Raw genomic sequence first — 22,664 nt, forward strand, 5'->3', positions numbered from 1 at the left:
GCCCTCCCGATCGGGAGGGCCGGACGGTGGCGCCGGCGGCTACTGCACGCGGGCGGTGCCGCTCATCTTCGTCCGCAGACCGCTGACGATCTGGATGACGACGGGCGTCTCCTCGCCGAGGAGGGCGTCCCACTGGCGGACGGCCTGGTCGACCGTCTGCCGGGTGCGGGCGGGCGAGGCGCCGCGGCGGGTGTGCGCGGTGACGCGCAGCACCTTCTGGTGCTTGATCTCGAACGCGGTCACGTCGACCGCGACGATGGACGGCTCCTGCGACAGGGCCTCCTCGAGGACCTGCTCGGCGACCTTCGCGTCGATGGTGACGGAGCCGCCTGAGGGCGTCCCCGCTCCCTCTCCGGAGCCGACGCGCAGCAGCGTGGAGGTGCGGCCGCGGCCCTGGCGCACGATGAAGCGCACCAGCAGCAGGATGAGGACGAGCGCGACGACCGCGATGACCCAGAGGATCCACGGGGTGCCGCCCGAGAGGGCCTGGCTCGTGGGGTCGGCCGCGTCCTGCGCGGCGGTGGACACGTTCTCCTGGACCTGCGGGAGCAGCGACCCCACCGCGACGGCGCCGCCGGCTACGAGGAGGACGAGCCCCACGACGAACAGGAGCAGCCGGTTGAGGAATCGGTTCGTGGTGGTCATCAGCGGACCGTTCCCTTCTCGGACAGGCGCACCTTGGAGCGCAGGCGCGGGGTGCAGTCGAACGTGGCGAGCTCGGCGTCGACGGCCTCGCGGATCGGCGTGACGTCGATGCTGCGGCCGGAGGTGCGGGAGACCGTCACGTCGACGACGCGGGATCCGACCGACACCGACACGTTGTCGGGGTCGACGTCACCGGCGTAGCCGGCGGTGCGGGCGACGGCCTGCGCGATGACGCGGTCGTCGACGATCGCCGCGGTGCGGTCGGTGCTGACGGCGCGACGGCCGCGACGGCCGGGCTTGAGCGACACGACGATCAGGACGAGCCCGATCAGAGCGAGCACGGCGCCGGCGGCGGCGGTCAGCGCGATGGGCGCCGCGGCCGCGTTGAGCAGCGAGGACGCTCCGTCCTGCGGGGCCACGAGCAGCGCGGGCTGGCCGAGGACGGCGAGGACCGCCTCCGTGCCCAGCCACGCGAACAGGAGGATGAGCAGGACGGCGAGGACGATCGCCGATCCGGAGCGGGACGAGTGCGTCTCGCGCCGCACCAGGCGCGGGTAGAGCGCCCGGCCGGCAGTGGTGGGAGTCGTCACGACACCCTCCTTCGTTCTCGGAGGTCGGCACCGGTGATCCGGAGGTCGACCCGGCCGATCGTGGAGCCCGTCAGTTCGAGGCAGCGCGAGCGGATGGTCGTCTGCGCCCGGCTGAGTCGGTCCAGCAGCGTCACGGAGGAGCGGCGGCCCGTCTCGCCCAGGGGCGTGACGTGGATGGGGGCGTGCGCGACGACGTGGAGGCGTCCTCCCTCGTCGTCGAGCTCGACGGACACGTCGGACGAGTTCACGTCCAGCGCCTCCGCGGTGACGGCCGACACGACTCGGCGCACGGCGCGCGAGCTGATCGTCGTGCGGCCGTGGCTGGCCTCGTCGGCCATCACCGCCGCGGTCACGAGGACCGCCGCCCGCGGAGGGTGTCGCCGAGGGAGCGCAGGTCGAGCTTGCCCTCGACGACCCGCCCGACGCCGTAGCCGATCGCCATGGCGAGCGCGACCCAGAGGAGCGCCCAGAAGCCGAAGACGAGGGCGGTCAGCGCGAGGACCGCGCCGAGGACCAGGCCGATGTGGGACGGAGTCACTTGACGCGGCTCTCGGTCTCGTCGTCCTTGTCGTCCGAGGGGATGAAGACGTCGGAGATGGTGACGTTCACCTCGGCGACCTCCATGCCGACGACCGAGGAGATGGCCTCGGAGACGGCGGAGCGGATGCTGTCGGCGAGCTTCTGCAGCGCGACGGGGTACTCGGCGACGACGGTGATGTCGGCGGCGACCTGCTTCTCGCCGACCTCGACGGAGATGCCCTGGCCGCGGTCCTGCGCGTTGATCGCGTTGCGGATGGCGCCGATGGCGCGGGCGGCGCCGTTGCCCAGGTCGTGCACGCCGGGGACCTCGCGGGCCGCGATGCCGGCGACCTTCTCGACGACGCCGTCGGCGATCGTGTTCTTGCCGGCCGAGGTGGCGGTGCCGTGCTTGGCCGAGGAGGCGTTGGCGAGGCTGGTGGGGGTGACGTTGGTCATGATCTTCTCCAGATGGTCAGAGGTCGTGGCCGGGGCCGCGGTGCTCACGATCCGTGGCACATGATGAAGACGTGGCCCGGGGCTCGGACGTCCCGGTGGCTCAGCCAAGGTGCAGGGAACGTCGAGCGGAGATGCGTTTCGCGGCCACCGGCGTCCACAGGCTCCTTCGGCGCACTCGCTGAGCGGCCAGCGGAGTGCACAGCCGCGTCAGGCCGCGGTCGCCGTCCCCGCCGGGAGCCGGCGGTCGCGCCGACGGGTGAGGGCGCGGCGCCAGGCGGGGCTCCACCGCTCCTCGGCGACCGCGTTGACGCCCCACGACAGCAGGAGGACGACGACGAAGGCGACGAGTCCTGCTCCGTCGCGGCCGATCAGCGGCCAGAGCGCGCTGACGATCGCGCTGCCCACGACCAGATGGAGGATGTAGAGCGAGTAGCTGATCCGCCCGAGCCAGAGCAGCGGCGCCCATCGCAGCACGGCGGTCCGGCGCCGCATGGCGACGACCGCGACGGCCGCGCAGACGCCGAGGACGACCGCTCCGTCCGGCCCGCCGTGGAGGAGCTGGGCGTTCAGGGCCGCGATCAGAGCCGCCGGCACGGCGAGGAGCTCGAAGCGCCCCTGGCGTCGCGAGAGGAACAGCAGCATCCCGACGCAGAAGAGCGGTCCGTACTCGGCCAGCGTCAGGTTCGCCAGGACCCGGACGGCGACCGGCTTCGAGACGACGTCGACGCCTCCCGAGGCGAGGTGAGCGGCGACGGAGGCGGTCGCGGCGACGCCGAGCCAGACGACCACCAGCACGCGGACCAGCCGATCCGTGAACCGGCACTTCGTGAGGACGAGCACGAGCAGCACCAGCAGGTAGAACTGCATCTCGACGGCCAGCGTCCAGAACGCGCCGTTCACATTGGGTACCAGCAGCAACCGCTGCACCATGGTGAAGTTGAGCAGCAGCTCCAGCGGCGTGAGGTCGGTGCCGGGGACGCGGGCGAGAGCGCCGACGACGATCGAGACGACCACCGCGATCCAGTAGGCCGGGTAGAGGCGGCTGACGCGGGAGATCGCGAAGTCCGACGGCCGCCGCGCGCGGTCCGCGGACATCAGGATCACGAAGCCGCTGATGACGAAGAAGAGCTGGACGCCGAACTCGCCGAACGGGAGCGCGAAGGATCCCGGCGGTGCATCGGGATGATCGAGCGAGAACGCGGTGGTGAAGTGGTAGACGACCACGCCGAGGGCGGCGAGGCCGCGCAGACCGTCGAGCTCGACGAAGCGTGACGCCACGGCTCCCCCGCTCCGGAGCCCCCGCCCCTCGCTCGAGTGTTCCAGAGCGCTCCGGCCGCCCGCGCGTCTGCCGTCCGTCGTTCCGCGCCGCGCCCGGCATCAGCCTCGACCCGCATCTCGGCGGCGGAGGCGCGGGGAGGGCGGCGCTCAGCTCTCGGGACGGATGCGGAGCGCGCGGGCGAGGGTATGCCGACCTGACCGAGCGGTTCGTCGCGGATGCGATCGCGTCGGCCTCGCGCATGACCGAGCGCGGACTCCTCCCCGCGGAGGAGCAGCGCGTCAGGCCTCGTGCAGGTGACGGTCGAGCGTCATCCAGTTCTTTCGGCTGAGGCGGGCGGCACCGTCCGTGTCGCCCGCGCGGAGGGACGCCACGATCGCGCGGTGCTGCTCCACGGATCCTCGGGCCGCGAGGGAGGCGAAGCGCTGGCGCTCGGCACGGCGGATGAGCGGAGTGGCCTGCTCGAGCACGTCCTCGATCATCCCGTTGCCGCTGAGCCCGGTGAGCACCGCATGGAACGCGTCGTCGGAGCGCAGCGCCAGCTCGACGTCGCCGTCCGCCAGCGCCCGCGCGAAGTCGTCGTTCGCCGACTCCATCGCGGCGAGCGCCTCCGCAGTGACGGCCGGGCCGGCGAGGCGCGTGGCGAGCTCGTGCATGGCGGCGGCGATCTGCTGGGCGTCGCTGATGCTCTCGGCCGTGGCGGGGGTCACGATCGTCGCCCGGCCGGGCTTGGCCGAGACGAGGCCGACGCGGGCCAGCCGGAGCAGCGCCTCCCGGATCGGCGTCCGGCTGACTCCGAGCCAGGCCTCGAGCTCCTGGTCGCGGAGGCGCCCCCCAGTAGGCGCGCGGACACGATGCCCCCACCGGCGCCGGAGAAGCCTCGCGCTCCTCGATGAGCGAGAGGACATAAGCTCGCACACGTGGCAGCCGGCGCAGTGATGTACAACTTCGCGATACAGCTGGCTGATGTGGACCGCGGTGTCTACGAGGACATCACGTTGCGAGCCGCTCGGCACCCCTCCGAGACCGACGCGTACATGATGACGCGCGTGCTCGCGTACTGCCTCGAATACGTGGAGGGGATCACCTTCAGCGAGGGGATCTCGTCGACAGCGACCGAGCCGGCGGTGCTGGTCCGCGATCTCACCGGCAGGCTGACCACGTGGATCGAGGTGGGCGCGCCGGACGCCGAGCGACTGCACTTCGGGAGCAAGCTGGCCGACCGCACGACGGTCTACACGCATCGCAACCCGGAGAAGGTGATCGCGGCGTGGTCCGGCAAGCGCGTCCACCAGCTCGAGCAGATCACCGTGCAGAGCTTCGACCAGGGGTTCCTGGATGCCGCGGTCGCGGTACTCGAGCGCCGCAACACGCTGACCGTGTCGGTCGTCGAGGGGCAGCTGTATCTCGAGTTCAACGGCGTGACGTCGAGCAGCGACATCCACGTGCATCAGCCGGGCTGAGCCGGCGCCGAGTGTCACGAGGTCCGTGTCCGGAAGACCGGTCGGAGGACACGATGGAGCATCCTCCGAGACGGTCCCTCGGGACGCACCCGGAGACGACGAGGGCCGGCACCGCCGTGAGACGGTCCGGGCCATCGGGCACGCTGGGGCTGCGCGTCAGCGGCGCAGCGTGTGGCTCGGCTTCTCGTCGAAGCGCACCTGGTACGCGCTCGCGAAGCGGCCGAGGTTGCCGAAGCCCCACTCGCGGGCGACCGCGGCGACGGTGGTCGAGCAGGGGTCGCCGGCGACCAGGTCGGAGTGGGCGCGGTCCAGGCGCACGTCGCGCAGGTAGACCGACGGCGACACCCCGAGGTGCCGCTTCGTCGCCTGCTGCAGCGTGCGGGTGTGCAGACCGGCCGCGCGGGCGGCGTCGGCCGGAGTGATCGGCTCGTGGGCGTGGTGCTGGAGGAAGTCGAGCGCCACCCGGGTGCGGGAGGCGGACGGGCGCCGCAGCACGGCCGGCACGTCCCACGCGCGCCACGGGAACAGCAGGAGCAGCACGCGGGCGAGGTCGAGCTCGGCGGTGAAGCGCACGAGCGGAGTGATCGCGGCCGTCGCGAGCGCGGCGCTCGCCTCCGTCACCGCGGCGCGCCAGCGGGCGAGGACGCCGGGGTCGGCGTCCGCCGCGTGGTCGAAGGAGACGGGCTGGCGGGGGCCGGCGTGCGTCTCGGTCGCGACGTCCTCGAGGAACCCGGGGGCGAAGTGGATGAGGTTCTGCCGGTGCGGCTCGAACTCGAGCCCGAACTGGCGCTCCGCGGGGAACAGGAACGGGGCCGACAGCGCGCCGGTCCGGGTGAACGGCGGCAGGTTCAGGCGTCCGCCGCCGGCGCGGAACCAGCCGACGACGTACTCCTTCAGGTGGGGGACCTGGCCGGTGAGGGCGCCGGAGCAGTCGGAGGTGCGCAGGGTCACCCGGTCGCTGCCGCGGACGGCGTAGCGGTAGGAGAAGCCGCGCTGCGACGGAGCGACGCGGAACTCGCCTCCGCCGTACGCCTCGGAGTAGACGGCGGACGCGGCGGTCGGATCGTCGCCGGAGGCTTCGTAGCGCCGGTCGGCCCGCTCGTCGCCCGCGAAGGGGCTGCCGAGGGTGAAGGTCGACTCGCTCATGACGTCCGCCCGGGGCGGCGGCGGAGGGAGCAGTGCATGGGGGACTTCTTCCGGGTTCGGGGTCCGTGCGCTCCGGGGGACGCACGAGGGGTACGGAATCAAGACGTGTCGAGGAGCCGGAATGTCACGAATCCCGTCTCGAGACGTCCCCCATCGGCGGCACTCGCAATCCGGCCAGCGGATTCGGCGGCCCGTTGTCAAGGCTGGTAGTCATGCCGGACGGCGCCCCACACTGAGGGCACCGGCGCGCGGGGACACCGCGCGCGGGACCGCGGAGGAGGCGCTCATCGACGACGACCCCCTCCTGAACGCGTCCGACGCGACCCTCGCCGCGCGCGCCGTCGACGGCGACGTGCAGGCGTTCGAGCAGCTCGCCCGCCGCCACGGCGCCCTCATGCGCGTCTACGCCGCGAAGCTCCTCGGCTCCGAGGCGGAGTCCGAGGACGTGGTGCAAGAGGCGTTCCTCACCGGCTGGCGGCGTCTGGCCGATCTCGACAGCCCGGCGCACATCCGCAACTGGCTGATGCGCATCGTCACCCACAAGGCGATCGATCGGATCCGCGTCCGCCGCCGCCACGACGACATCGACGACTGGGATCCGCCCGCGCCGCCCGAGCACTCCCCCGAGCGCATCGTCGAGGCACGACTCCAGCTGGACGCGGTCTGGGAAGCGCTGGACCGATTGCCTGCTGATCAGCGACGCTGTTGGCTACTCCGCGAGACCGCCGGCTACAGCTACCAGGAGATCGCCGACGCTCTCGAACTCCCCGTCTCGACGGTCCGCGGCCTCCTCGCCCGGGCCCGTCGATTCCTGCTCCACGAATTGGAGGCATGGCGATGACCGACGACGCCGCCGTGCCCGAGGACGACCTCGACGGCCACACGCTCGAGGAGCTGGGCGAGTACCTCGACCGCGGTCGCGAGCCGCGCGACCCCTCGATCGAGAACTCCGCCGCGTGCCGGCTCGCTCTCGCGAACCTCACCCGCCTCACCGAGCTCTCGGCGCGGGCGCTGCGGCAGGAGGCCGACCGCGAGCCCGACCGCGACGAGGTCTGGATCGCCGGCCTGCTCGACGCGATCCGCTCCGAGGTGCGCTCCGGCCGCGACATCCCCGTCCGCCACCCCGACCCGACCCTCCGCCTGGCGCTCACGGAGGCGGCCGTGCGCGGGATGATCCGCCGCGCCGGCGACACGATGGGCGGCGTCATCATGGGCCGCTGCACCCTCGACGGCGACGTCTCGGCTCCCGGCGCCGTGGTGCGGATCGACGTGACCTGCGCCCTCGAGTTCGGCCTGCCGGTCGCCGTGGCCGCCGACCGCCTGCGCGAGCGCATCCGCTACGCCCTGGAGCGCCACACCGAGCTGACCGTCGGCGCGATCGACGTGACGGTCGACGACGTGTACCCCCACCGGGAGGAGCGGGAATGACCGACGACACCGAGCTCTCGCAGCGGCTGACCGCCGAGATCCGCGACATCGAAGGCGTCGCGGGGGTCTACCCCGCCCAGCCGATCGTCGAGGCCGCGGCCGACGCGCTCGCCGTGAAGCTGGACCTGCGGCAGCCCGACGTGCTGGTCGACATCGACCGGTCGGAGGGGTTCACCACGGTGAGCGCGCACATCGCCGCGTCCGCCGCACTGCCGGCCCCCGAGACGCTCCGCCTCGTGGGCGAGCGGATGCACGCGCTGCTCGCGGCCGACCCGTCGATCACGGGGCCGCTCGCCGTGAACGTGAAGGTGCGCCTCATCGAGGACTCGGGGCGCGCCGAGCACTGAGCGGTGCCGCCGCCGTCCCCTCCCGGGGGAAGCCGCTCGGGTACGCGGCGTGCCGCGTAGCGGAGCGGCATCCCGCGGAAGGGATCAGGGGCAGCCCGACCGGGTCAGCAGGAGACGAGGCGGTCGAAGCGGGACGCGACGCCCGAGCTGTCGCTGAACTTGCGGTTGATGACGCTCATCTTGTTGCAGCCGCTGTCCGGGCCGTTCCTCCAGATGACCTTGACGTTGCTCGCCTGGTCGCAGTGCCACCACACCGTGACCTGCGCGCGACCCAGGGAGTCGCGCTGCGAGCGGACCTCGTAGCAGTTGCCCGGGCCGCCGTTCTGGTAGACGAGCTGCCCGGCGGAGGCGGGGGTCGCGACGGCGACGGCCCCTCCGAGGGCGAGGGCGATCGCGGCGAGCGTGGCCGTGAGACGACGATGCATGGTGTTCTCCTTCGAACGGGCGATCGGAGGCGACGGCGGCCGCCCCTCTGCCAGCACCCTGGACCCGGCCCGGCCGAGCCCGGTCGTGAGCTTTCGTGCCGGAGATCACCCCGCCTGGAGGGTGGGGGGAGAGCGAGTACTCCTCACTAGCGTCGAGGCGCGTGCAGCTGCGCGCCCCTTCGACGCAGAGGACTCGCCATGCCTTCACGACTCCTCGACCGGCCGCGACTCGCCCTCGCCCTCGCGGCCCTGTGCCTCGGAGTGCTGGCGGCGACACCCCCGCAGGCGGTCGCCGCCCTCGCACCGGCGTCCACGACTCCGACCGCCTCGTCCGCCGGCCAGGCCGTCACTGCGGCACCCGCCGACGCCCCGGGCTGGACCACGCTCCTGCGCGACGACTTCACCGGGCCGGCGGGGGCGCCGGTCGGGAGTCAGTGGGAGCACGAGGTCGGCACCTGGGGCACCGGGGCGGTCGACCGGACGACCGCGTCGACGGCGAACGTCTTCCTCACGGGCGGCGGCGCTCTGGGCATCCGCGCCCTCCGCGACTCCGCCGGAGCATGGACGTCCGGGCGGATCGTCACCGCCGACAAGTCGTTCTCGGCGCCGGCGGGCGGCCGACTGCTGATGACCGCCTCGATCCAGCTGCCGGACGTCGCGCAGGCCACCGGCTACTGGCCCGCCTTCTGGGCTCTCGGGCGGGACGCGAACGCCGTCATCGACTGGCCGGCGACCGGCGAGTTCGACATGCTCGAGGCCGTCAACGGCACCGCCCAGGTGATCCAGACGCTGCACTGCGGAGCGCCGGACGGCGGCCCCTGCGACGAGCCCGCCGGCCGGACGAGCGGGATGCTGGACTGCGCGTCCTGCGTGACCGGGTTCCACCGCTACTCCGCCCTGCTCGACCGGACCGTGCCCGGCGACGAGCGCGTGGAGTTCCTCGTCGACGGCGTCACCCGGCACGTGGTGCGGGAGTCGGAGGTGGGGACGGCCGCGTGGCAGGCCGCGGTCCCGAACGACGTGCTGCTGATCCTGAACCTCGCCATCGGGGGCGGGCTGCCGAACGGGGTGTGCGGGTGCGACAGTGCAGCCGCTCCGAAGAGCTCCGGCGGGACGATGCTCGTCGACCACGTCGCGGTCTACCGGTCCGACGCTGCGCCGGCTCCGGTCGTCGTCGGGACCGCCGCGGTGGGCGCGACCCTGTCCTCCTCCGCCGGCCGGACGGAACCGCTCGTGCACCGCTGGGCGGCGGGAGGCGTCGACATCGCGGGAGTGACGGGTCCGGATCTCGTGGTCCCCTCCTCCGCGGTCGGCAAGCGGGTGACCGTGACAGTGAGCGCCGCCGACGGCTCCGGCCCGACGACCTCGCAGCCGACCGCACCGGTCGCCGCCGGCACCCTCGGCGCCGCGACGCCGACCGTCACGGGCACGGCCCGGGTCGGAGCGGTGCTCACGGCAGCCCCGGGTCCGTGGACGCCGACCCCCGTCAACCTCACCTACCGGTGGAAGGCGGACGGCGCGGCCATCGCGGGAGCGACGTCGCCGCGGTTCACGCTCACGAAGGCTCAGGCGGGGAAGCGGATCACGCTGACCGTCACCGGGACGAAGACCGGGTACACCACCGCGAGCCGGACCTCCGCGGCGACGGCGGTCGTGGGACGGTGACGGGCGCGGGCTGTCCCCCGCCCGCCACCGTGTCTCAGACCTCGCGCTTGCGGCGAGGAGCGATGCGCAGGACGGCGGTCCCCGCAGCGATGAGGGCGAAGGCCGCGAGTGCCAGCCAGACCGAGTCGAACCCGGTCATGGCGAGCGTTCCGGCACCGACTCCGGCTCCGGCGGCTGTTCCGATGTGGTTGTACATGTCTCTCTCTCTGTTTCACCAGTCGCGCCGACGGCGTGTCAGCGCATCCAGGTAGGCCTTGGTGTGGACGACCTGCAGGAACAGGTCGACGACGAGCTCGTACATCGACGCGGCGGCGAGCATGTACCGCCAGCCGCGGTCGCGGACCGTCACGATCCGCTCGACGACGAAGATCGCGGTGACGGCCAGCCAGAACGGCTGGAGGCTCAGCTCGCCCCAGCCGACGGCGTAGACGATCGTGGCCAGGTAGACGTAGGTGATGATGCAGCCGAGCATCGTGAGCAGCTGGCGCCCCCAGTAGGGAGCCGTGACCCGCGTGAAGCCGTACTGCACGCAGTTCTCGACCGCTCCGCGCTTCCAGCGCAGGCGCTGACGCCAGAGGTCTCCCCAGGTCGGCATGACCTCGGTGACGAGGGTGCAGCCGGCGGGGCTCAGCACGTCGTAGCCGAGGTGGCGGATCGCGAACGTGAGCTCGTTGTCCTCGGTGAGGACGGTGGTGTCGTAGATGCCGCCGATGCCGTCTCCGGAGGGGAGGGAGCCGGCCAGGCGGGCCGCGCTGATGCGGCGCATCACGGCGACCTGGAGCACGGCCGCGGTGCCCGTGACGACGAGGCACTTCCCGTTCAGCCGGCGCACGTCGCGGGCGTAGCGCGCGTACTCGTTGCGCTGGAGGTGGCCGACGAAGCCGCCGCCCTCGCCGCCGCGGAACACTCCTCCGACCGCGCCGATGCCGCCGTGCAGCCTGCCGCGGGCGATCTCGAGGAACCCGGGGTCGAGCGCGGAGTCGGCGTCCTGCACGAGCACCAGGTCGTCGTCCTGCAACCCCGGGAGGACCTCGGCGAGGAACTGGTTCAGGCCGCCCGCCTTCTTGTGGCTGTTCCCGACGGTGACGAACACCTCGGCGCCGTGCGCGAGAGCGATCTCGACCGTGGCGTCGGTGCAGTTGTCGGCGATGACGACGATCCGGTCCGGCGGCCAGGTCTGCCGGCGCAGGCCCTCGATCGCCGCGGCGATCCCGGCCTCCTCGTTGTGGGCGGGGAGGGCGGCGACCAGGTCGCCGATGCGCGACGAGGCGCGGCGGCCGCTGCGGGGGCGCGTGCCGCGGATCGGAGTGGATGCCGGAGGGAGCCGGTCGGCGTCGACGGCGGGGAGCACGGTGCGCTCGAGGACCGCGGCGGGGGCCGGCGGACGCTCGAGCAGCGCGGTCGGCGCAGCCGGACGCTCCAGGAGCGCGGTCGCGGCGGACGGACGCTCCAGGAGCGCGGTCACGGCGGACGGACGCTCGACCACGGCGGTCGGCGCGGCCGGACCCTCGACCATCGCGGCCCGACGCTCCAGGACAGCGGCCGGCACGACAGATCGCTCGACCACAGCGGCCGGGGCGGCCGGACGCTCCAGCACCGCGGTCGGGGCGGCGGGGACCGTCACCGCTCCGGCAGGCGTCGCGGACGCGAGGCGGCGCGGAGCGGAGACCCGTTCGCGCCCGGAGCGGGCGGCACGGCGTCCCGAGAGCGGGCGCGAGGCCGTCTCGTCGTGCGCCTCCCAGGTCGCCCGGCGACGGGGAGCCGCCGGCTCGTCCGCGCCGTGGCCGGGCTGTGTCGTCATGACTGTTCCTCTCCGCGGCCGGGGGCCGATGTGCGCTGATGAGCGCCCGCGCGGAACGGAGGTCGTCGCCGGGGAGGGCGCGACCCGAGTGAGGAACGGCGTCCGACGGGGGGGATCGGAGCAGGGCCTGACAGAGGACAGCATCGGGGGGTGCTGCGATCAACCTAGGGGCACGGAGATGATGGAAGCAAACAAATTTTGTCACCCTAAAGGGGCGACACAAGGTCCTTGCGACTTCTTCGTCTTCGTCGTGTTCGATCCGTCGGTTCGCCGAGCCTCCTCCACACCCGGCGCACCCCTGTCCGCTCGGCCCCGCGGCGGGCCGTTCGGGGGTCGGCGGCGCTCTTGTGCGCCGAGCCGCCGGGGTCCACCATCGAGCGACGGCCCCCGCCCGGGGCGGCCGCACCCGACGGGTCAGGGGTGCCATGCGGTCGCGAGGTCTGCTCTTCTGCCTGATCCCGCCGATCCTCTGGGGCGGCATGCTGCCGGTCGCGGACAGCATCGCGGCGACGGTCGACTCCTTCTTCATGACCCTCATCCGCTACACCGCCGCCGCGGTCGTCCTCGCCCTGCTGCTCGCCCGGGCGGAGGGGCTCCGCGCCTTCCGGCTCGACGGCCGCGGGTGGCGGCTGGCGCTGCTCGGCGCCTCCGGGTTCGCCGGCTTCGGCCTGCTCGCCTTCACGGCTCTGCGGTTCACCTCGGCCCCGAACGTCAGCCTGATGATGGGGATGATGCCCGCGATCGGCGCAGTGCTCGCGAGCATCGGCGCGCGTCGCCTGCCGCCGGCCGCCACCGTCGGCTGCATCCTGCTCGCGCTCGCCGGAGTCGCACTCGTCGTCACCCGCGGCGACGTCACCCTCCTCCTCGACGGCGAGCTGGGGTTCGGCGAGCTGCTCGCCCTGCTCGGCGCGATCTGCTGGGTCGTCTACACGCGCGGAGCCGCGGCGTTCCCCGGCTGGTCGGCGCTGCGGTACTCGACGCTCACCACCGCGCTCGGCTGCCCCTCGATCGCCGTCGCGGTCGCCGTGGCGACGGCCACCGGCTCCGCGCACCCGCCGACCGGAGCCGAGGTGCTCGCGGCCTGGCCGCAGCTGGCCTACCTGATCCTCCTGGCCGGCGTCGTCGCCGTGCTGCTGTGGAACGCCGGCATCAAGCTGCTCGGCGCCCTCAACGGCACGCTCTTCCAGAACCTCGTCCCGGTCACGACCTTCGCGATCAGCATGGCGGGCGGCTACCGACCGGGGCCCGTCGCCCTGCTCGGCGCGGCCATCGTCGTGACGGCGCTGCTGCTCAACAACTGGGCGACGCGGCGCGCGGCCGCGGTCGCCGCGCGTCCCGTGGCGGTACCGGCTCCGGTGCGCTGAGCGCACCGCGAGAGCCTCCCGCTCGGGGCGGTCACCGGTCGGAGTTGCCGGCCCAGCGGACGGAGCCCTGCGCCTCCTCCTTGCTGATCGGGGACACGGTGCCGCACTGCGAGCACTCGAGCAGGTAGCGGGTCGAGACGGTCAGGACGGGGACGAAGAAGAGCGAGAGGCGCGTCCGGCGGCGGAGGATCCGCTGCTCGTCGCGCTGCCCGCAGACGCGGCAGACGAAGACGAGCGTCCGGAGGAGGTCCTCGACGGCTCGGGTCCCGAAGATGAGGAGCATGCGTCCGAGCGTAGGGAGCAGGGCGCGCTCGGCGGAGGGGGTTGCCGGGGCGCCGTCGCCGCGAAGCGCCGGGCGCAGACGACCACGGCGAGCGCCGTCTCGAGCAGGTCGCCTCCGTAGAACAGCAGGAGCGCCGCCTGGCGTCCGGTCTCGTCCGGAGCCTCCGCGTAGAGCACGGTCGCGAGCAGCCCGTGCGCGGCGATGCCCGCTCCGAGCACCCCCAGGCGCAGGCCGAACGGGGCGCGGTGCGGGTTCGGATCGACTCCGGCGAGCGCCGCCGTCATCAGGCAGCCGCTGAGGAGGAAGTGCACGCTGAGCGCGAGGTGCAGCAGCGGATCGGCGTGCGCGGCGGCGAGCAGTCCGGTCGCGTGCACGAGCCAGAGGGAGCCCGTCGAGAGCAGGAGCGCCGTCACGGGGTGGGCGAGGAGACGGGCCGGGCGGCTCCGGAGCAGCCGCGAGAGCCGTCGGGCCGCGGTGACGTCGAGCGCGCGCAGGGCCAGGGTGACGGGGGCCGAGAGCACCAGGAGGAGCGGCGCGAGCATCCCGAGGACCAGGTGCGTCAGCATCGCCCCGCGCGGATCCGCGTGCGACCACTCCGCGAGCGGACCCGTGAAGCAGAGCGCCGCGGTCGCGAGCCCGCCGAGGAGCAGGGCGGTGCGGTGCAGCGGCCACGGCCGTCCGCGCCGCCGCTCGAGTGCCGCGGCGCCCCCTCCGAGCGCCGCCGCTGCGGCCAGCGGGACCAGGAGCAGCAGGCCCGGGTCGAGCAGGGAGTGGTCGGCGTGCGGGGTCACGCCGTCGCGCGCCGCCGCCGCGGCAGGAGGAGCAGGCCCGCCGCGAGCAGCACCGCTCCCGAGGCGATCCAGGCGGAGTCGTAGAGGAGCAGGTCGACGTCGTAGCGCACCTGGTGCACCCGGAGCAGCTTGTGGTCGACGACTCCGTCCCACAGCTTGAACAGCCCCGCCCCCGTGAGCCCCGCGGCCCACGCCGTGCGCGGACGCAGAGCGGATCGGCGCCGGGCGTCGGCGAGCAGGAAGCCGCCGCCGACGAGCGCGAGGATCTCGGCCGCGTGCAGCAGCCCGTCCGAGAGCAGGCCGATCGCCGGAGTGGAGCGGTCGTAGAAGTGGTGCCAGGCGAGGATCTGGTGGAAGACGATCTCGTCGACGGCCGCCATGAGGCCGACTCCGATCAGGAAGGCGCCCTGGAACGCCCTGTCGCCGCGGAGTCCCCGGCCGCTCCGACGCATCCGGTCCCCTCCCGATCGAGTGCCGGGGCCCCGGGATCCCGAGACCCCCGCGCCTCCTCCCGAGGCCCCGCCACCAGGGAAGCGGACGCCCGGATCGCGGCCTAGAGGGTTGACTCCTCGCGCCCGCGCCGGTCGTGCTGCCCCTCCGCTACGGGCTGGGCCGACGAGGCGCAACCCCGCGCGAGGGGCGCTCCCGTTCGGGAGAGTGGAGGCATGCAGCAGCTGACCTACGCCTCCAAGAGCTTCGTGACGACCGACGCCGTGACCGAGGCCCTCCTCGACCTGGTGACCGCGATCGACCGCCAGGAGCACTCCGAAGCGGTCACGGTCCCGGCGTTCACCGAGGACGGCGAGCTCATCGAGGCGAAGATGACGCTCGACGCGAGCAGTGAGCTCGTCGCCGTCCCCGTCGAGGTCTCCATCAAGGACGAGGAGTCGACCACCGGCGCCGTCGAGGCCGCCGTCGAGGACATCCGCTCCCGCATCAAGAGCAACCGCGCCACGATCGCGCGCCCCGTGATCGACGAGGACCCGGAGCCCTACAACTACGAGGAGTTCTGAGCCGCGCCTGCGGGCCTCTGCGCCGGTCCTCGCCCTGCGCCTCTTGACCGGGGGCGCCGCAGGGAGTCGGATGAGGGCGTGCGCGCGCTGGTCCCCGTCTCCGATCCGTGGTCCGTCGACGGGAGCGGGCGGACGAACGACGGGCCGGTCGACGACCTCTCGGTCCGCGCCGAGCGGGACGGCGGCTCGTACTCGGTCCGGACGCTGCGGCTGACCGGTGTCCGCCTCGGGCCGCGCGGCTCGGTGCACGGAGTGGTCACCGATCCGGTCGCGACGGCCGCGCTCGCGATCGGCTCGCTCCTCCTCTCGGCGATCCCCGCCGACCTGCCCGAGGACCGGACGCGAGCCGCGATGGTGGCAGCGGAGGCGCGGGCCCAGCAGCTGGCCGCCGACCGGCCCGCGTGGGACGTGAGCGCCCTCCCCCTCGACGGGATCGACTACGCGCTCTTCACCCGGACCCTGCCCGAGGGCGCCGTCGCGCACGCCGACCTCGGCTGGGCCGTCGTCGCGCTGTGGAGCACAGGCCCGCTCCCCCGGGGTCCCTTCCACCTGCTCGACATCCCCGACGAGCCCGTCCCGCGCTGAGTCGCCCGGATCGGCTCGCGACACGCCGCAGCGGGGAGCCGCTCCGGGCGACTCAGCGAACGGGTCAGCGCACTCGGCGCGGGGTCAGGCGCCCGCGACCGTGGAGCCGCGCACCAGCAGCTCGGTCGGCAGCAGCGTCACGCGCTGCACCTCCTCGCCGGCAAGGAGGCGCACCAGCACGTCCGCCATCGCCTCGCCGAGGCCCGTGGAGGGCTGGCGCACCGTGGTGAGGCGCGGCTCGCTCGCCTCGGCGAAGTAGTCGCCGTCGAATCCCGCGAGCGCGATGTCGCCCGGCACCGTGAGGCCGCGCTCGCGCAGCGCCGTCAGGGCGCCCGCCGCCATCTGGTCGTTGGAGGCGAAGACCGCGTCGATCGGCCGGCCGGAGTCGAGCAGGCGGCGCATCGCGGTCGCGCCGTCCTCGGGCGAGTAGTCGCCGTACTCGACGAGCGAGTCGTCGAGCCCCGCGGCGGTGACGGCCGAGCGCCAGCCGGACAGGCGGTCGATCGCGGCGGGCATGTCCTGGCGGCTCGCGATCATCGCGGGGGCCGTGCGGCCGAGGCCCAGGAGGTGCTCGGTGACCGTGCGCGCCGCTCCGGTGTTGTCGACGTCGACGAAGTAGCTGCCGCCCTCCTCCCTCAGCGGCCGCCCGCCGAAGACCACGGGGAGCGAGGCGCCGAGCTGCGCGTAGGAGTGGTCGCCGCTGTGGTGCGAGACGACGAGCGCGCCGTCGACGTTGCCGCCGAGCAGGTAGCGCCGCGTCTTCTCGGGCGCCGCCTCCGACGCGATCACGATGGTGAGCGTGTACTCGGTGCCGGCGAAGGCCATCGCGGCCCCCTGCACGACCGAGGCGAGGAACGGATCCGCGAACACCTTCGCCGCCGACTCCGGCACCACGAGCGCGACGGTCTGCGTGCGGCGGCTGGCGAGGGAGCGCGCGGCGCGGTTGGGCACGTAGCCGAGCTGCTCGATCGCGGCGAGCACTGCCGTCCGGGCGCCGTCCTTCACGCGCGGGGAGTCGTTGACGACCCGGCTGACCGTCGCGCGGGAGACTCCGGCCAGCGCGGCGACGGCTTCGAGGGTCGGGGCGGCCGAGGCGGTGTCGTGGGTCATGCGGGCCTTCCTCGCGGGTGCCTCCGAGGCTAGCCGAGCGCCGGAGGAGCGGGCTCGTGCGGGGCGTCCTCGGCGCGAAGGGGCGCGGATCGCGGCCATTCGGGGGTGATGCGGGGCGGCGGAGCGGGCCACCGGAGCGAGTCCGCGGCGTGCGAGGGCTCGGATAGCGGCCGTTCGGGGTGGCGCCGGGCGATCGGGGGCGCCGCCTCGGCGATGGCCGACACGACCGGCGCGCAGCGATCGATCGCCCGCCGCCGGCGGCAGGCCGCCCCGCGCCCGTCAGCGCCCGCGGCGGAAGCGCGCGAGGAGTCTCCGGAGCCGCTCGGCCTGCCGGTCGGTGAAGTCGTTCGACAGCCGGAACGCCTCGCTCATCGGATCCGCCCCGTTCGCGACGTCGCGGATGGCGCGCAGCGCCTGCTCCGACGGCGTCGGCCCGTCCCCCGGACGCGGCTGCTCCGGCCCGCTCGAGGGGTCCTCGTCGCGCCGGTCCTTCGGCTCCATGTCGCCTCCTCCGCGCCAGCCTAGGCGGCGGGAGGTCGGGCCAGGAGGGCCGGACGGGGCGTGATCGACGGGGTCCTGCGCGGCAGCGATCGGGATGATCCGAGCACGACGACCCGCCGGGTCGCGAACCCGCCGGCCGCTCAGTCCACTGCCCGATCCCTCACCGCACCCCCCCGACCCCCGGACCCGGAGCACCACGGCCCCGGGCCCGAGGCCCCCGTCCCGCGGTCCGATGTCCCCCGACCCGGTCCGGCGGGAGTCTCCGGGCGTCAGCCCTTCACCGCTCCGCTCATGATGCCCGCGATGAGCTGGCGTCCGGCGAGCAGGAACAGCACCAGCAGCGGGATCACCGAGAGCACGGCGCCGGCCAGCACGATCGAGTAGTCGACGTAGTAGCCCGACTGCAGCTGCGCGAGCGCCGTCTGCAGGGTCGGGTTCGTCGGGCTGAGGACGATCAGCGGCCAGAGGAAGTCGGTCCAGGCCATCATGAACGTGAAGAGCCCGAGGATCGCCATCGCCGGTCGCGCCGCCGGGACGGCGACGGTGAGGAACGTCCGGAACTGGTTCGCTCCGTCCACGCGCGCCGCCTCGATCAGCTCGTCCGGGATCACGTCGACCAGGTACTGCCGCATGAAGAACACGCCGAACGCGGTGACCAGCGTCGGCACGATCACGGCGCCGAGCGAGCCCGTCCAGCCGAGCTGCCGCATCAGGATGAACAGCGGGATGATGCCCAGCTGCGTCGGGATCGCCATGGTCGCGACCACTCCGATCATCAGGCCGTCGCGCCCGCGGAACCGCAGCTTCGCGAAGGCGTAGCCGGCGAGCGTCGAGAACGACACGACCGAGAGCGTGATGATCCCCGAGACGATGACGCTGTTCAGCAGCGCCGTCCAGAACGGGATCGCGGTCAGCACCTGCGAGGCGTTGGCGAGGAAGTTGCCGCCCGGGACGAGCGGCAGGGTCTCGCTGCGGGTCGCGTTCGAGCCGCTCGCCACGACGAACGACCACCACAGCGGGTAGGTCGAGCCGAGGATGAAGGCGCTCAGCAGCCCGTAGGTGAGGAAGCCGGGCCGGTCGACGCGGCCGGCGCGGGAGGCGCGGACGCGGCGCACCGGGAAGGCGGCGGAGGTGGCGGGGGCGGTCATCGCTCGCTCTCGTTCTGGCCGAGGCCGGTGGTGGTGAGCAGGGGGTCCGCGGCGGCGATCTCGTCGGCGGTCGCGGGGCGGGCGGAGCGGCGCTTCGAGCGCTGCGAGATCCGGTTCTCGACGGAGGCGATCCGCCGCGAGATCGCGAAGTTCAGCAGGCCGATCAGCACGATCAGGAGGAACAGCAGCCACGCGATCGCGGCCGCCTCGCCGAAGTTCTGGCGGAAGAACGCCATCTCCCAGAGGTAGAGGACGGTGGTCTGGAACTGCCGGTCCGACCCGCCGATGCCGCCCGCATTCGACACGTCGAACAGGCGCGGCTCGGCGAAGATCTGCAGGCCGCCGATGGTGGCGGTGATGATCACGAAGATCAGGGTCGGCCGGATGCTGGGGATCGTGATCGAGCGGAAGCGGCGGAACGCGTTCGCCCCGTCGATCGCGGCCGACTCGTGCAGCTCGCGCGGCACGGCCTGCATGGCGGCGAGGAGGATGAGGGCGTTGTAGCCGGTCCAGCGCCAGTTGACCATCGTCGCGATCGCGACGTGGCTGGCGAGGCGGTCGTTCGTCCACTCGATCGGGCTGATGCCCACGAGGCCGATCAGATTGTTGATCAGGCCCTCCTGGTCGCTGAAGACGCTCGAGAAGATCAGCGCGACCGCGACCGGCGAGACGATGTACGGCAGCAGGATGCTCATCCGCCAGAAGGTGCTGGCCCGCAGCGCCTGGTCGAGGGCGGCCGCGAGCAGCAGCGCGACGGCGAGCTGCGGGATCGTGGAGAGCAGGAAGATGCTCAGCGTGTTGACGATCGAGTTCCAGAAGAAGCGGTCGCCGAGCACGGCCGCGAAGTTCGCGAACCCGACGAAGTCGCCCTGGCCCTGCAGCAGCTGCCAGTCGTAGAGCGACACCACGAGCGTGTAGACCAGCGGGAACGCGCCGGTGAGCGCGAAGAGCAGGAAGAACGGCGAGATGTAGAGGTAGGGCGAGGCCTTCACGTCGAAGCGGCTCGCGCGCTGGCGGAAGGTCAGCGGGAGTCGGGGCGCCGGGCGCCGCTTCCCCGCGGTGGGCGTCGCCGTGGCCGGCGGGGTGAGTGTGCTCGTCATGGCGCTCTCTTCGAGGTCGAGTCGGAGTCGGAGGGGATGCGGCGGGGCCGGCCGGGAGGGTCGCGGGCGGTAGGGCCGACCGGGAGGAGTCGCGGGCGGCGGGGCCGGAGAGGCCTCGGGCCGGCGGGCGGCAGCGTTTCTCCCGTGCGGCGAGGTGGCCCGGGATGCGGGCGGCCCGGCCGCACGGGGACCGGGAGGTCCGGTGGCGGCCGGACCTCCCGTGTCGGTTGGGCGTCGGCTCGGAGGGGTCAGCCCCCGGGCGTCGGCCCGACCGGATCAGTCGACGAGCTCGCCGAGGAGCTGAAGCGCCTCGTTCCAGCCCTCCTTGCCGTCGATCTCGCCGCGGTCGACCTTCTGCAGGACCGGTCCGAAGACGTTCTCCTGGATCAGCGAGTCGTCCGGGCCCTTGTACTGGGCGACGACGCCCTCGGCGCGCTGCGCGAGGATCGCGCCGGTCGGGGAGTCGTTCATGCCGGGGTCGGGAGCGGCCGCCGAGGCGAGCTCCTTCTGCGCGTCGAGGGTGCTCGGGAACGGTCCGGCCGCCTCGAACGCCTTCAGCTGCTGCTCCGGCTCACTGAGCCACGACGCCAGCGCGGCGGCCTCGGCGGGGTGCTTCGACTGGGTCGGAACCGAGAGGAACGAGCCGCCCCAGTTGGCGGGGCCGCCGGGGAAGACGTCGGCGAAGTCCCAGCCGGTGGCCTCGGCGTTCCCGCCGCCGGCCTCGACGTTGCTCTTCAGCGTGCCGAACATCCAGCCCGGGCAGACGAAGGTGGCGAAGGTCTGGTCGGTGAACGACTTGCCCTTGTTCCAGTCCCACGCCTTCTGCGCGGCCGAGAGTCCGGAGGCGGTGGCGTCGGTCAGCTGGCCCCAGCGCTCCTCGAGCTCCGGGTTGCCCTCGACGTTCAGCTCGCCGTCGGAGGTGTAGTACCCCTCAGGCAGCTGGTTGACCATGGCGTTCCAGACGAATCCGGAGTGGTCGAACCAGGCCTTGCCGGTGGCGTCGTGGTACTTCTGACCGGCGGCGAAGTAGTCGTCCCAGGTCGCGTCCGGTCCGCCGAGCATCTCGGCGACGGCGGCGCGGTCGGTGGGCATGCCGGCGGCCTCGAAGGCGGCCGTGTTGTAGCAGAGGCCCTCGGGTCCGATGTCGGTGCCGTAGCCGATGACGCGCCCCTCGGGGTCGGTCGCCTGCTCGTACTTCCAGTCGACCCAGTCGGCCTTGCGGTCCTCGATGCCGTGGTCGCGCAGGTCGACGAACTGGTCCGAGACCTCCATGACGGAGCCGAGCCAGCCCTCCTCGATGGCGACGACGTCGGCGAGTCCGGAGCCGGCGGCGAGCTTGGTGAACGCGTCGGTCCGCGCGTTGCCGCCGGTGTCGATGTTGTTCGGGACGATGGTGATCCCCGGGTTGGCGTCCTCGTACTCGCCGTAGAGCTCGTCGAAGCCCATGGCGTTGAACGTGGTGACGGTCAGCTCGATCTCGCCGCCCTCGGAGGCGTCGGATCCCGACGAGCATCCGGTGACGATCAGGGCGAGGGCCGAGGCGCCGGCGATCGCCGCGGCGATCCTGGTGCGTCGTGAATAGGGCACGGTCACTCCTTCGTGATGGTGGTGGGGCACCCCTGCGAGCGCTCTCACGCGTGCTGTTCCGCGTATGTGAGAGCGCTCTCACAAGGTGTGCGGCGAGCTTACGCACGCCCCCGCGGAGAGGTCAAGCGTTTTCGAGAGAGCGCTCTCATCGAATTGATGGTCCGCGCCCAGCCGCGCACCTCCCCGCCGCCCTCGCCCCCACGAGAACGCAGAAGTCGCGGTACTCGAACGCGAGTACCGCGACTTCCGAGGACTCACCGCCCCCTGCCGATCGAGCAGCGGCTACTCGACCAGCAGGGACGCCCTCAGCCCACCAGCACCGCGAAGCCCTGCGCGGGCAGCTGCACGGAGACGGCTCCGGACGGCGACGTCTCGCTCACGATCGCGCCGTCCTGCGAGTAGACGCGCAGGGTGCCGGAGCCGCCCGAGACGCCGATCGCCGTGGTGCGCACACCGTCGGTGGAGTTGCGGATCAGCTCGGTGCGGCCGCCCTCGCCTCCCACGACGAGGCGCGACACCAGCGGGCGCACCAGCAGCGCGTCCAGGCGCGTCTCACCGCTCAGGGGACGGACCTCGACGCTCGAGGAGCCCGCCGGCACGGTGCGGCGGAGCTTCTGCGGCAGTAGCGCGCCCGACGCCTCCGTGACCCCCTGCGACCCGACGGTCGAGCGGAGCAGGTCGAGCGGGCGCGTGCCCGACGTCCAGACGCTGAGCGGCGTGCGCTCGGTGCCGCGCTGCGGCTGATCGATGACGGCCTCCACGACGCGGTCTTGCGACGACGATCCGATCGGGATCGAGACCGCGCGGCGCGGATCGGTCAGCGAGAGGTACGAGCCGCTCCAGCCGGCCTCCCCCGTCCAGGACGACTCGGGCGTGACGACGGTGCCACCGCGCGCACTCTCCGCCTCGACCAGCGTCAGTCCGTCGCGCGAGCGCTCGGTGGCGACGGAGCGGGCACGGTCGGCGACGTCCGGGTGCTCGTCGAGCGCCAGCATCGCCAGCAGGCCGTGGATCGTGCTCTCGGCGCCGCTGTTGCGGTTGACGGACCCGTCGGCCTGGACGCCGTCGAAGACGACTCCGGTGGCCGGGTCGTAGACCGGGCCGAGGCTGCGGTTCAGGCCGAAGAACCAGGCGCCCTGCACGGCCGCGAGGTCGGTGAAGGCGCTGGAGCCGGTGGCGTCGGCCAGGGCGAGCGAGTTCTGCAGGCGGGAGTCGGCTCCGTACGCGATCTGCACGCGGTCGGTCGGAGTCGGGTTCCAGCCGTTGTCGGGGCCGCCGGCGGTGAGCAGCTCCGGAGCGAAGCGGATGAGCACTACGCCTCCTCAAACCCGATCGCCGCTTCGAGCGCCCACTGACCGATCCCCGTATCTAACGGTTCCTGCGATCGCTCCGTGTCGCCGTCGGCAACGTGTGGCTCCACG

28 protein-coding genes are annotated in these 22,664 nt (G+C 73.1%); 8 read left to right on the forward strand and 20 right to left on the reverse strand.

Going from position 1 to position 22,664, the window contains the following annotated elements:
• Positions 1 to 39 precede the first annotated feature (39 nt).
• The 7 genes from C5C95_RS05330 to C5C95_RS05360 all read right to left on the reverse strand — a co-directional run bounded on the left by C5C95_RS05330 (position 40) and on the right by C5C95_RS05360 (position 4,394).
• Positions 40 to 645, reverse strand: coding sequence for a hypothetical protein (locus tag C5C95_RS05330; protein ID WP_104323966.1), 606 nt, complete (start codon positions 643 to 645; stop codon positions 40 to 42).
• On the reverse strand, positions 645 to 1,235 hold the full coding sequence (locus C5C95_RS05335) for a DUF6286 domain-containing protein (protein ID WP_104225847.1): 591 nt from the start codon (positions 1,233 to 1,235) through the stop codon (positions 645 to 647). The genes C5C95_RS05330 and C5C95_RS05335 overlap by 1 nt, the downstream gene beginning before the upstream one ends.
• Positions 1,232 to 1,588, reverse strand: coding sequence for a hypothetical protein (locus C5C95_RS05340; RefSeq protein ID WP_258059334.1), 357 nt, complete (start codon positions 1,586 to 1,588; stop codon positions 1,232 to 1,234). Before C5C95_RS05340 ends, C5C95_RS05335 begins: the two co-directional genes overlap by 4 nt.
• Positions 1,585 to 1,773 (reverse strand): DUF2273 domain-containing protein, encoded by a 189-nt coding sequence (locus C5C95_RS05345; protein WP_104223990.1) that lies wholly within the window; start codon positions 1,771 to 1,773, stop codon positions 1,585 to 1,587. The genes C5C95_RS05340 and C5C95_RS05345 overlap by 4 nt, the downstream gene beginning before the upstream one ends.
• Complete coding sequence (locus C5C95_RS05350) at positions 1,770 to 2,210, reverse strand: Asp23/Gls24 family envelope stress response protein (protein WP_104223989.1); 441 nt, start codon at positions 2,208 to 2,210, stop codon at positions 1,770 to 1,772. The genes C5C95_RS05345 and C5C95_RS05350 overlap by 4 nt, the downstream gene beginning before the upstream one ends.
• A gap of 207 nt (positions 2,211 to 2,417) precedes the next feature.
• Positions 2,418 to 3,488 (reverse strand): acyltransferase, encoded by a 1,071-nt coding sequence (locus C5C95_RS05355; RefSeq protein WP_181125571.1) that lies wholly within the window; start codon positions 3,486 to 3,488, stop codon positions 2,418 to 2,420.
• 279 nt (positions 3,489 to 3,767) lie between these two features.
• On the reverse strand, positions 3,768 to 4,394 hold the full coding sequence (locus tag C5C95_RS05360) for a GntR family transcriptional regulator (RefSeq protein WP_104323968.1): 627 nt from the start codon (positions 4,392 to 4,394) through the stop codon (positions 3,768 to 3,770).
• Between the two features lie 12 nt (positions 4,395 to 4,406).
• Here C5C95_RS05360 and C5C95_RS05365 point away from each other — a divergent pair, with 12 nt between their 5' ends.
• A complete protein-coding gene (locus tag C5C95_RS05365; protein WP_104250497.1) occupies positions 4,407 to 4,949 on the forward strand; it encodes a YaeQ family protein in 543 nt (180 codons plus the stop codon).
• 156 nt (positions 4,950 to 5,105) lie between these two features.
• Here the strand turns inward: C5C95_RS05365 and C5C95_RS05370 are convergent, their stop codons facing one another.
• Positions 5,106 to 6,095: a helix-turn-helix transcriptional regulator gene (locus tag C5C95_RS05370; RefSeq protein ID WP_104323969.1), complete on the reverse strand. Its 990-nt coding sequence runs from the start codon at positions 6,093 to 6,095 to the stop codon at positions 5,106 to 5,108.
• A gap of 352 nt (positions 6,096 to 6,447) precedes the next feature.
• Between C5C95_RS05370 and C5C95_RS05375 the strand changes: the two genes are divergently transcribed.
• Genes C5C95_RS05375 through C5C95_RS05385 form a run of 3 tightly spaced genes read left to right on the forward strand, consistent with a single transcriptional unit; the run spans position 6,448 to position 7,870 of the window.
• Positions 6,448 to 6,936 carry an RNA polymerase sigma factor gene (locus C5C95_RS05375; RefSeq protein ID WP_244248147.1) on the forward strand — a complete coding sequence of 163 codons (489 nt, stop codon included), beginning with the start codon at positions 6,448 to 6,450 and terminating at the stop codon, positions 6,934 to 6,936.
• Positions 6,933 to 7,523 (forward strand): Asp23/Gls24 family envelope stress response protein, encoded by a 591-nt coding sequence (locus tag C5C95_RS05380; RefSeq protein WP_146076902.1) that lies wholly within the window; start codon positions 6,933 to 6,935, stop codon positions 7,521 to 7,523. The genes C5C95_RS05375 and C5C95_RS05380 overlap by 4 nt, the downstream gene beginning before the upstream one ends.
• Positions 7,520 to 7,870, forward strand: coding sequence for a hypothetical protein (locus C5C95_RS05385; protein ID WP_104225842.1), 351 nt, complete (start codon positions 7,520 to 7,522; stop codon positions 7,868 to 7,870). The genes C5C95_RS05380 and C5C95_RS05385 overlap by 4 nt, the downstream gene beginning before the upstream one ends.
• A gap of 104 nt (positions 7,871 to 7,974) precedes the next feature.
• Here C5C95_RS05385 and C5C95_RS05390 read toward each other — a convergent pair whose 3' ends face one another.
• Positions 7,975 to 8,295: a hypothetical protein gene (locus tag C5C95_RS05390; RefSeq protein WP_104255207.1), complete on the reverse strand. Its 321-nt coding sequence runs from the start codon at positions 8,293 to 8,295 to the stop codon at positions 7,975 to 7,977.
• Between the two features lie 198 nt (positions 8,296 to 8,493).
• On the opposite strand from C5C95_RS05390, the gene C5C95_RS05395 reads away from it, so the two are divergent.
• On the forward strand, positions 8,494 to 9,960 hold the full coding sequence (locus C5C95_RS05395) for a family 16 glycosylhydrolase (protein WP_104308707.1): 1,467 nt from the start codon (positions 8,494 to 8,496) through the stop codon (positions 9,958 to 9,960).
• A 34-nt stretch (positions 9,961 to 9,994) separates the two neighbouring features.
• On the opposite strand, the gene C5C95_RS17350 is transcribed toward C5C95_RS05395, so the two are convergent.
• On the reverse strand, positions 9,995 to 10,156 hold the full coding sequence (locus C5C95_RS17350) for a hypothetical protein (RefSeq protein ID WP_167305255.1): 162 nt from the start codon (positions 10,154 to 10,156) through the stop codon (positions 9,995 to 9,997).
• Positions 10,157 to 10,171: 15 nt separating this feature from the next.
• Positions 10,172 to 11,761 (reverse strand): glycosyltransferase family 2 protein, encoded by a 1,590-nt coding sequence (locus C5C95_RS05400; RefSeq protein WP_258072627.1) that lies wholly within the window; start codon positions 11,759 to 11,761, stop codon positions 10,172 to 10,174.
• A gap of 425 nt (positions 11,762 to 12,186) precedes the next feature.
• Between C5C95_RS05400 and C5C95_RS05405 the strand changes: the two genes are divergently transcribed.
• A complete protein-coding gene (locus tag C5C95_RS05405; RefSeq protein WP_104323970.1) occupies positions 12,187 to 13,125 on the forward strand; it encodes a DMT family transporter in 939 nt (312 codons plus the stop codon).
• A gap of 31 nt (positions 13,126 to 13,156) precedes the next feature.
• Here C5C95_RS05405 and C5C95_RS18000 read toward each other — a convergent pair whose 3' ends face one another.
• The 3 genes from C5C95_RS18000 to C5C95_RS05420 are packed head-to-tail and all read right to left on the reverse strand — an operon-like array spanning position 13,157 to position 14,651.
• Entirely contained in the window at positions 13,157 to 13,315 is a 159-nt protein-coding gene (locus C5C95_RS18000) for a hypothetical protein (RefSeq protein WP_374954311.1), read from the reverse strand.
• On the reverse strand, positions 13,267 to 14,199 hold the full coding sequence (locus C5C95_RS05415) for a cytochrome c oxidase assembly protein (RefSeq protein WP_104323972.1): 933 nt from the start codon (positions 14,197 to 14,199) through the stop codon (positions 13,267 to 13,269). The genes C5C95_RS18000 and C5C95_RS05415 overlap by 49 nt, the downstream gene beginning before the upstream one ends.
• Complete coding sequence (locus C5C95_RS05420) at positions 14,196 to 14,651, reverse strand: DUF2243 domain-containing protein (protein ID WP_104323973.1); 456 nt, start codon at positions 14,649 to 14,651, stop codon at positions 14,196 to 14,198. The genes C5C95_RS05415 and C5C95_RS05420 overlap by 4 nt, the downstream gene beginning before the upstream one ends.
• A 213-nt stretch (positions 14,652 to 14,864) precedes the next feature.
• On the opposite strand from C5C95_RS05420, the gene C5C95_RS05425 reads away from it, so the two are divergent.
• Positions 14,865 to 15,212, forward strand: coding sequence for a hypothetical protein (locus tag C5C95_RS05425; protein WP_104223965.1), 348 nt, complete (start codon positions 14,865 to 14,867; stop codon positions 15,210 to 15,212).
• A gap of 78 nt (positions 15,213 to 15,290) precedes the next feature.
• A complete protein-coding gene (locus C5C95_RS05430) occupies positions 15,291 to 15,797 on the forward strand; it encodes a hypothetical protein (RefSeq protein ID WP_104323974.1) in 507 nt (168 codons plus the stop codon).
• A gap of 84 nt (positions 15,798 to 15,881) precedes the next feature.
• On the opposite strand, the gene C5C95_RS05435 is transcribed toward C5C95_RS05430, so the two are convergent.
• From C5C95_RS05435 to C5C95_RS05460, 6 genes are all read right to left on the reverse strand, one after another.
• Positions 15,882 to 16,907, reverse strand: coding sequence for a LacI family DNA-binding transcriptional regulator (locus C5C95_RS05435; RefSeq protein WP_104323975.1), 1,026 nt, complete (start codon positions 16,905 to 16,907; stop codon positions 15,882 to 15,884).
• A 279-nt stretch (positions 16,908 to 17,186) separates the two neighbouring features.
• On the reverse strand, positions 17,187 to 17,408 hold the full coding sequence (locus C5C95_RS05440) for a hypothetical protein (protein WP_104323976.1): 222 nt from the start codon (positions 17,406 to 17,408) through the stop codon (positions 17,187 to 17,189).
• Positions 17,409 to 17,677: 269 nt separating this feature from the next.
• Positions 17,678 to 18,556, reverse strand: coding sequence for a carbohydrate ABC transporter permease (locus C5C95_RS05445; protein ID WP_104223961.1), 879 nt, complete (start codon positions 18,554 to 18,556; stop codon positions 17,678 to 17,680).
• A complete protein-coding gene (locus tag C5C95_RS05450; protein ID WP_104323977.1) occupies positions 18,553 to 19,656 on the reverse strand; it encodes a carbohydrate ABC transporter permease in 1,104 nt (367 codons plus the stop codon). The genes C5C95_RS05445 and C5C95_RS05450 overlap by 4 nt, the downstream gene beginning before the upstream one ends.
• Positions 19,657 to 19,932: 276 nt before the next feature.
• Positions 19,933 to 21,243: an ABC transporter substrate-binding protein gene (locus tag C5C95_RS05455; protein ID WP_104224001.1), complete on the reverse strand. Its 1,311-nt coding sequence runs from the start codon at positions 21,241 to 21,243 to the stop codon at positions 19,933 to 19,935.
• 305 nt (positions 21,244 to 21,548) lie between these two features.
• A complete protein-coding gene (locus C5C95_RS05460; RefSeq protein WP_104323978.1) occupies positions 21,549 to 22,556 on the reverse strand; it encodes a hypothetical protein in 1,008 nt (335 codons plus the stop codon).
• Positions 22,557 to 22,664: the final 108 nt, after the last annotated feature.

The sequence above is a fragment of the Rathayibacter sp. AY1B7 genome, assembly GCF_002932735.1.
GTDB lineage: Bacteria > Actinomycetota > Actinomycetes > Actinomycetales > Microbacteriaceae > Rathayibacter.